The sequence below is a fragment of the Streptomyces sp. ISL-66 genome (assembly GCF_018614135.1).
GTDB lineage: Bacteria > Actinomycetota > Actinomycetes > Streptomycetales > Streptomycetaceae > Streptomyces.
This window is the reverse complement of record NZ_JAGGOW010000244.1, coordinates 1-8,547: the sequence shown is the minus strand read 5'-3', so window position 1 is coordinate 8,547 and position 8,547 is coordinate 1. Positions and strand designations below refer to the sequence as shown.

Genomic DNA, 8,547 nt, shown 5'->3' with positions numbered 1-8,547 from the left:
GTGCCCGCGTCCGTAGCCGCCGCCGCGTCCGCCGCCGAGACCCCCGAGGTCGGCGAGGTCACCCACGACCACCCCGTCGTTCCGGCCGGCCCCGCCGCCGACCCCGGCCGCGCCCTGCTCGGCCCGCTGCACCGCCACGCCGCCGACGGCTTCCACCTCGACGCCGTCTACGACCGCGTCTTCGTACGCCCCGTACGGGCCGCCGCGGCCCTCGTACGCTTCCTCGACCGCGAGGTGGTGGACAGCTACGTCCGTGGCGCGGGCCTCGGCCCCCGGCTGCTCGGCGGCCTCGTCCGCCGGGCCCAGACCGGCAACGTGCAGAGCTACCTGAGCGCCCTGCTCGCCGGTGCCGTGGTCCTGGCGATCGCCACCGCCGTCCTCGCCAACGTCAACGCCGGATCGTGAGCCGTGAGTCAGCCGTGATTGATATCAGCCCGTCCGTGATGCAGTTCCTTCTGGCGTTCGTCGTGGCCGGACCGCTCCTCGGCGCGGTCGCCGCCCTCCTGCCGGCCCCGCCCGGACTGAAGGGCAAGAGCCCCGAACAGGCCGTGCTGCGCCACGGCGTGACCGTGACCGGCGTCATCCTCGCCGCCGCGATCGCGCTCGCCGTGGGCTTCGACCACGACGCCCCGTCGCGCTTCCAGGCGACGACGGACATCAGCTGGATCCAGGCGCTGAACGTCCGGATCCACCTCGGCATCGACGGCATCTCGCTCCCCCTCCTCCTGATGACCGCGCTGCTGTTCTTCCTCTGCGCGCTCTACAGCTACTTCAAGCTCCCCGCGGGCCCCTCCGCGAAGGGCTTCGTCGCCCTGCTCCTGGTCCTGGAGTCCGGCACCCTCGCCACCTTCGCCGTGCTCGACCTGCTGCTCTTCTTCCTCGCCTTCGAGATGGTCCTCATCCCGATGTACTTCCTCATCGCCCGCTGGGGCGGTGCTCAACGGCAGGCCGCCGCCTGGAAGTTCATCCTCTACACCCTCCTCGGCTCCGTCGTCATGCTGCTCGGTCTGCTGCTGATCGGACTGAAAAGCGGCACTTTCGACATGGTGGCACTCGCCTCTGACAACGGCCGCGGACTGAGCCACACCACCCAGGTCCTGGCCGTCCTCGCCATCGGGACCGGCCTCGCCGTGAAGACCCCGATGTGGCCGCTGCACAGCTGGCTCCCGGACGCCCACACCGCCGCCCCCACCGTCGGATCCGTCCTCCTCGCGGGCGTACTGCTGAAGATGGGCACCTACGGGTTCGTCCGCATCCTGCTGCCCGTCACCCCCGACGGCATGGCCACCTTCGCCCCGTACCTGGGCGCCTTCGCCGCCGTCGGCATCGTCTACGGGTCCCTGGCCTGCCTGGCGCTCGCCCGCAAGGGCAGCAAGGGCGACCTCAAGCGCCTCATCGCCTACTCCTCCGTCGGCCACATGGGCTTCGTCCTGCTCGGCATCGCGTCCATGACCCCGACCGGGGTCAACGGCGCGCTCTTCGCCAACATCGCCCACGGCCTGATCACCGGCCTCCTCTTCTTCCTGGTCGGCGCCCTCAAGGACCGTTACGGCACCGCCGACCTCGACACCCTCGCCGGAGCCACCGGCGCCGCCCTGTACGGCCGCGCCCCCCGCTTCGGCGCGTTCCTCGCCTTCGCCGCCGTCGCCTCCCTCGGCCTGCCCGGCCTGGCCGGCTTCTGGGGCGAAATGCTGGCCCTGTTCGGCGCGTTCGACCCCGCCGAAGGCCTGTCCCGGCCCGCGTTCCTCACGTACACGGCCGTCGGCGCGTTCGGCACGCTGCTCACCGCCGCCTATCTTCTGATCGTCGTACGGCGGGTGTGCATGGGCGACCCGAAGGCCCCGCGCCCCGAAGGCGCCGCACCGGCGGCCCTCGCGGACATCCAGCACTACGAGTTCGCCGCCTGGACCCCGCTCGTCGCCCTCACCGTCCTCGCGGGCCTGTGGCCCGCGGTCCTCCTCGGCCTCACCGACCCGGCCGTCCAGAAGCTCCTCGCGGGAGGCAACTCATGACGGCCCTTCGGTCCCTCGTCACCGCCGCCGACGCCCCCACCCTGGTCCAGTCGGTCGACTGGCTCGCCATCGCCCCCGTGGTCACCGCCGCCGCCGTCGGCCTGATCGTGCTCGTCGCGGACCTCTTCGTACCGGAACACCGCAAGCAGCTGCTCGGCTGGATCTCCGTGGCCGGACTGGCCGCCGCGACCCTCCTGCTGCTGCCCCTGCGCGCGGGCGACCGCAGCACCTTCTGCCTCGCCGGCCCCGCCGAGGCCGGTCCCGCGGCGTGCAGCTACGCCGCCGACCACTTCGCGCTCGTCGTCCAGTTCCTCGTCCTGGCCGGCGCCCTGGTCACCGCCCTGCTGTCGGTCACCACCGTCCGCGAGGCGCGCGTCCCGGCCGGCGAGTACTGGTTCCTGCTGCTCTCCTCCGCCGCCGGCGCGGCCCTGCTGCCGGCCTCCCGCGACCTCGCCACCCTGATCGTCGCCCTCGAAGTCGCCTCGCTGCCCGCCTTCGCCCTCGTCGGCATGCGCCGCGGCGACCGGCTCTCCTCCGAGGCCGCCCTCAAGTTCTTCCTGTCCTCCGTCACCGCCACCGCCGTATCGCTGATGGGCGTCAGCTTCGTCTACGCCGCCACCGGCTCCCTGTACCTCGGCCGGGTCGCGGAGGGGCTCGAACACGTCCCGGGACAGCTCGACACCCTCGCCATGGCCGGCGTCGCGCTCACCCTCGTCGGCTTCGCCTTCAAGACCGCCGCCGTCCCCTTCCACTTCTGGGTCCCGGACACCTACGTCGGCGCACCCCTGCCCGTCGCCGCGTACCTCTCGGTGATCGGCAAGGCCGTCGGCTTCACCGGCCTCGTCCTCGTCACCGTGATCGCCTTCCCCGCGTACTCCGAGGTCTGGGGCCCGGCCCTCGCCATCCTCGCCGCACTCACCATGACGCTCGGAAACGCCGCCGCGCTGCGCCAGTCCGCCGACCGCCCGAACGGCGCCGTACGGCTGCTCGCCTGGTCCTCGGTCGGCCAGGCCGGCTACCTGCTGGTCCCGATCGCCGCCGCCGCGTACGCCGGCCGCGACCAGATCGGCTCCACCGTCGCCTATGCCCTCATGTACGCGGCCGTGAACCTCGGCGCCTTCTCCGTGGCCGCCCTGGTGGCCCGTACGAAGCCCCTGCACCGGCTCGCCGACTACCGCGGCCTGTACGCCGAGCGCCCGCTCGCCGCCCTCGCGCTGGCCTTCTTCCTGCTCTGCCTGGCCGGTCTGCCGCCGGGCATCATCGGACTCTTCGCGAAGGTCACCGTCTTCCGGTCCGCCGTCGACGCCGGACTGGGCTGGCTCGCCGTGGTCATGGCCGTCAACGTCGTCGTCGCGCTGTACTACTACCTGCGCTGGACGGCCCTGCTCTTCCGCACCCCGCGGGGCGAGGACGGGCGGGAAGGCGAGCGCGGCGCCGCCGAGGAGGGTGCGAGGCCCCGTACGGGCACCCCGTGGCCGGTCACCGCGGCCATCGTGCTCACCGCTGCCACCGCCCTGGTGCTCTCGGGTGCCCCGCAGTTGGTGCTGCGCTTCGCGACGGGCAGCCTGTTCGCCCTCTGAGCGGCGCCCTTCCCGCAGGTCCGCGGGGGCTCCCGCCGGGTCCCGCCCGGCCCCGTCCGCGCGTCTGTCACCCGTACGGCCCAACGCCCGGCCCGGCCCCGCGGCCCGGCCCGCCGGGGCGCCGGGCGGGGGCGGCGCGGGAACCCGCGGCGCTCACCTCGCGTTGACCAGGAAGGAAGGGTCCACTGGACCGTAGGCCCTCAGATCCTCAGATCCACCGATCCTGGACGGGTCCCCCTGCCGCACCACTTGGAGGGCGTACCGTGCACCGCCGGCACAACGGGCTGAAGACCGCCGTACTCCTCGGCGGTCTGTCGGCACTCATCATCGTCATCGGAAGCCTCTTCGGGCGGACCGGCCTGATCGTCGCCGTCCTCGTCGCCCTCGGGACGAACGCCTACGCGTACTGGAACAGCGACAAGCTGGCTCTACGCGCGATGCGCGCCCGCCCCGTCAGCGAGTTCGAGGCCCCCGGGCTCTACCGCATGGTGCGCGAGCTCTCGACGTCCGCGCGCCAGCCCATGCCCCGGCTCTACATCTCGCCCACCGAGGCCCCCAACGCCTTCGCCACCGGGCGCAATCCGCGCAATGCCGCGGTCTGCTGCACCGAGGGCATCCTGCGCATCCTGGACGAGCGCGAACTGCGCGGGGTCATCGGCCACGAGCTGAGCCACGTCTACAACCGCGACATCCTCATCTCGTCGGTGGCGGGGGCCCTCGCCTCGGTGATCATGTTCCTGGTCAACTTCGCCTGGCTCATCCCGATCGGCCGCTCCAACGACGACGAGGGCCCCGGGCTCTTCGGCATGCTGCTGATCATGATCCTGGGCCCGCTGGCCGCATCCGTGATCCAGCTGGCCATCAGCCGCTCGCGCGAGTACGAGGCGGACGCCTCCGGAGCCCAGCTCACCGGCGACCCGCTCGCCCTCGCCAGCGCCCTGCGCAAACTGGACGCCGGCACCAAGCAGCTGCCGCTGCCGGCCGAGCCCAGGCTGGAGACGGCGAGCCACATGATGATCGCCAATCCCTTCCGCCCCGGGGAGGGACTGTCCAGAATGTTTTCCACGCACCCCCCGATGGCCGAGCGCATCGCCCGGCTCGAACAGATGGCAGGACACAGCCGGTGAAGACCCTCCTCAACCTCATTTGGCTCGTGCTCAGCGGAGTCTGGCTCTTCCTGGGCTACTGCCTGGCCGGCGTCATCCTCTGCATCACCATCATCGGGATCCCCTTCGGCATAGCGGCCTTCCGGATCGCCGTGTACGCCCTGTGGCCCTTCGGCTACACCGCCGTGGAGCGCCGCGACGCGGGCACCGCTTCCTGCGTCGGCAACGTGCTGTGGCTCGTCCTGGCGGGCTGGTGGCTGGCCCTCGGTCACATCGCCACCGGCATCGCGCTGTGCGTCACGATCATCGGCATCCCGTTCGGCATCGCGAACTTCAAGATGGTCCCGCTCTCGCTCCTGCCGCTGGGCCGCGAAATCGTTCCCACGGACGCGCCGTTCGCCTCGCGCTGAGCCGTGGTCGGTTCGTCCACTCGTATTAAAGTTCCGGGTTGCGGACGATGACGCGAACGAGCGGCACGCACAACGGGCAAGGAAGAACCGATGTCGACTGAGCCCTCCACGACCGAGCCCTCCACGACCCTCTCGGTCGTCGTGCCGATGTACAACGAGGAGGACGCGCTCCCGGCCCTCGTGGCCAGGCTGCGCCCCGCGCTCGACGCCATGGCCGTCACCTACGAGGTCGTCGCCGTCGACGACGGCAGCAAGGACCGCACCGCGCAGCTCCTCACCGAGCTCCAGGCCGAGTGGCCCGAGCTGCGCGTCCTGCGGCTGCGCGGGAACTCCGGCCACCAGGCCGCCCTCACCGCCGGACTGCACCGCGCCCGGGGCGCCTACGTGGCCAGCATCGACGCGGACCTCCAGGACCCCCCGGAGAAGATCCCCGAGATGCTCGACCTGGCCCGCCGGGACCGACTCGACATCGTCTACGGGGTGCGCGGCGACCGGAGCACCGACACCGGGTTCAAGCGGCGCTCGGCCGGCGCGTACTACTGGCTGGTGCGCCGCCTGGTCGGCAAGCAGGTGCCCGCGCAGGCGGGGGACTTCCGGCTGCTGAGCCGCGCGGCCGTCGAGGCGGTCAAGTCCATGCCCGACCAGCACCAGGTGTACCGGCTGCTGGTGCCGTGGCTGGGCTTCCCGAGCGGACAGGTCACCTACCAGCGCGAGGAGCGGGTGGCGGGCGACACCAAGTACCCGCTGAGCAAGATGATCCGCCTCGGCGTCGACAGCGTCATCAACTTCTCCGCGGCGCCGCTGCGCCTGGCGACCTGGCTGGGCGTGGCCAGCTTCTTCGGCTGCCTGCTGATGGTGGCCGCCACCCTGGCGGTCTACCTGGGCGGCAAGACCGTACCCGGCTGGACCTCGCTGTTCATCGTGATGCTCTTCCTCGGCGGGGTGCAGCTGATCTGCGTCGGCCTGCTCGGCGAGTACATCGGCCGCATCTACACGGCGGTACAGCGCCGGCCCACCTTCTTCGTCGGGTACGACTCTGCGCGGGAGGCGGGGACGGAGCCGGGGCCGGGGCCGGAGGCCGGACGGCAAAGCGGCTGAAAGCGCAGGTCAGAGCGATTGTCAGTGGGGGATGTCACTGTGTGTGCATGAACGAGAACGAACAGCTGTCGAAGCCGGCCGCCACGCGCGCGGCCGAGGGAGATCCGCCGCCGACCCGCCGCGGGTTCATACCCCGGGTGCCCCGGGTGCCCCGGGCGGCCCGGGTGTGAGCCTGCGGCGCACGCCGTAGGCCGCCGCGCCCATTGCCAGCACGGCCGCTCCCGTGAGCGCCGAGGAGGCGGGCAGCGCACAGGCCAGCACCACGCAGCCGGACAGCCCCGCCGCTGCCACGGCCCGGTCCTTGACACCTGAATCGAGAGTCCACGCGGAGGCGTTCGCGATCGCGTAATAGACCAGGACGCCGAAGGAGGAGAAGCCGATCGCGCCCCGCAGATCGGTGGTGGCCGCGAGCACCGCCACCACGGCCCCCACCGCCAGCTCGGCGTGGTGGGGAACCCGGCGCCGGGGATGTACGGCGGCCAGCGCGCGCGGGAGATGGCCGTCCCGGGCCATCGCCAGGGTGGTCCGCGACACCCCGAGTACGAGGGCCAGCAGCGAACCCAGCGCCGCCAGGGCCGCACCGACCCGGACGACGGGAGCCAGTCCGGGCCACCCGGCCGCGCGCACGGCGTCGGCCAGCGGAGCCGCCGACCGGGCCAGGGCGTCGGAGCCGAGCACCGACAGCGCCGCCACCGCGACCGCGGCGTACACGAGCAGGGCGATCCCCAGGGCCAGGGGCACCGCGCGCGGGATCGTGCGCTCCGGATCACGCACCTCCTCGCCCAGGGTGGTGATCCGGGCGTAGCCCGCGAAGGCGAAGAACAGCAGACCGGCTCCCTGCAGCAGGCCGAATCCGCCCCAGTCCCCGCCGCCGAGCCGGTCGGCATCGGCCGCGCCGCTGGACAGGCAGACCACCACGACCCCGGTCAGCACGGCCAGTACCGCCGCCACGATCACCCGGGAGATCCGGGCGGACTTCTGCACCCCGCCGTAGCTCGCGGCGGTCAGTGCCACCACCGCCGCCACGGCCACCGCCCGCTGATGGCCGGGCCAGGCGTACGCCCCGACCGTGAGGGCCATCGCCGCACAGGAGGCGGTCTTGCCGACCACGAAGCCCCAGCCGGCCAGATGCCCCCAGAAGGGCCCGAGCCGCTCGCGCCCGTACACGTAGGTGCCGCCCGAGGACGGGTACCGGGCGGCCAGCCGTGCCGAGGAGTGCGCGTTGCAATAGGCGACCACGGCCGCCAGGGCGAGCGCCGCGAGCAGCGCTCCGCCGGCCGCGCGCGCCGCCGGGGCGAGCGCGGCGAAGATCCCGGCCCCGACCATCGCGCCGAGTCCGACGACGACCGCGTCACCGACGCCCAGGGTGCGCTTCAACTCGTTGTTCACGGCCGGAGGGTATCCGGGCCGGTGCCCGGAAAGGTTCGCCGGGTCGCGACCCGGCAGACCTTCCAGGCCACAGCACTAGATGACACCCTTCCGGCCGGGGAGCGGCGTGCGGTCCCGTTCCCAGCCGTCGAGGGCGGTCAGGCAGGCGTGGTCGAGGTGGCGCAGCCCGCTCAGGTCGAGACGCACGGCGCCGCCGCGCGGCAGCGCGTCCAGCTCGTCGAGGAGCTTGGGCAGCCGCAGGAAGCTGGCGTTGCCCACGATCCGCACGCGCAGCTCCTCGCCCTCCCACACCCGCTCGAGGTGCACGTGGGAAGTCTTCCAGGCTGGCTCGGCGATGGCGAGCCCCAGTCCGACGAGCACCCCCTCGAAGAGGTTCGTGGCCACGATCGCCGAGGCCGTCGCCACGAGCACGACCGCCTCGCCCCGGTGCGTCCGTCACAGGGCGGCCACCTGCCGGGCCGGCAGCAGCTTCCAGCCCGCGTGCAGCAACACCCCGGCCAGCGCCGCGAGCGGAACGCCCTCCAGGAGCCCCGGCAGCGCCACGGCGGACACCAGGAGCCGGCCGCCGTGCAGGAACCGGCCCGCCCGAGTGGGGGCGTCCGCCTCGACGTTGGCGGCGCTGCGGACGATGACGGCGGTCATCGGCAGCGCGCCGAGCAGCCCGCACAGGGTGTTGCCGAAGCTCTGGGCGACCAGCTCGCGCTCGTAGTCGATCCGGTCCCCGTCGTGCATCCGGTCCACGGCGGCCGCACTGAACAGCGTCTCGGCGGAGGCGATCAGTGCGAGCGCGATCACGGTCCCGACGGCCCCCGCGGAGGCCGGCACCCCGAAGCCCCCCCAGCCGGGCGGCGCCACGGCGTGGAGGACCCCGGTCACCCGGACCGCTCCACCGGCAGCCGCAGCAGCGCGGCCGCGGCGGTCGCGGCCGCCACCCCGACGAGCGCCCCCGGCG

Annotated in this window: 6 protein-coding genes and 2 pseudogenes; 6 read left to right on the top strand and 2 right to left on the bottom strand. The window is 72.9% G+C overall.

The window, feature by feature from the left end; genetic code table 11:
• The 6 genes and pseudogenes from J7E97_RS35235 to J7E97_RS35210 form a co-directional block, all read left to right on the top strand.
• Positions 1-405 (top strand): annotated as a pseudogene (locus tag J7E97_RS35235) (NADH-quinone oxidoreductase subunit L); the annotation flags it as partial.
• A gap of 38 nt (positions 406-443) precedes the next feature.
• A complete protein-coding gene (locus J7E97_RS35230; protein ID WP_215035722.1) occupies positions 444-2,012 on the top strand; it encodes a NuoM family protein in 1,569 nt (522 codons plus the stop codon).
• Positions 2,009-3,592 (top strand): NADH-quinone oxidoreductase subunit N, encoded by a 1,584-nt coding sequence (locus tag J7E97_RS35225; protein ID WP_215035718.1) that lies wholly within the window; start codon positions 2,009-2,011, stop codon positions 3,590-3,592. Before J7E97_RS35230 ends, J7E97_RS35225 begins: the two co-directional genes overlap by 4 nt.
• Before the next feature lie 263 nt (positions 3,593-3,855).
• A complete protein-coding gene (htpX, locus tag J7E97_RS35220; RefSeq protein ID WP_215035716.1) occupies positions 3,856-4,719 on the top strand; it encodes a zinc metalloprotease HtpX in 864 nt (287 codons plus the stop codon).
• The gene (locus J7E97_RS35215; RefSeq protein ID WP_215035714.1) at positions 4,716-5,108 is read left to right on the top strand and encodes a YccF domain-containing protein; all 393 of its coding nucleotides are present in this window, start codon (positions 4,716-4,718) and stop codon (positions 5,106-5,108) included. Before htpX ends, J7E97_RS35215 begins: the two co-directional genes overlap by 4 nt.
• Positions 5,109-5,198: 90 nt before the next feature.
• Positions 5,199-6,206, top strand: coding sequence for a glycosyltransferase family 2 protein (locus tag J7E97_RS35210; RefSeq protein ID WP_215035712.1), 1,008 nt, complete (start codon positions 5,199-5,201; stop codon positions 6,204-6,206).
• A 126-nt stretch (positions 6,207-6,332) separates the two neighbouring features.
• On the opposite strand, the gene J7E97_RS35205 is transcribed toward J7E97_RS35210, so the two are convergent.
• Both J7E97_RS35205 and J7E97_RS35200 read right to left on the bottom strand, forming a co-directional pair.
• Positions 6,333-7,595, bottom strand: a complete 1,263-nt coding sequence (locus tag J7E97_RS35205) for an APC family permease (protein WP_308346950.1) — start codon at positions 7,593-7,595, stop codon at positions 6,333-6,335.
• Between the two features lie 75 nt (positions 7,596-7,670).
• Positions 7,671-8,547: pseudogene (locus J7E97_RS35200) on the bottom strand (SulP family inorganic anion transporter); the annotation flags it as partial.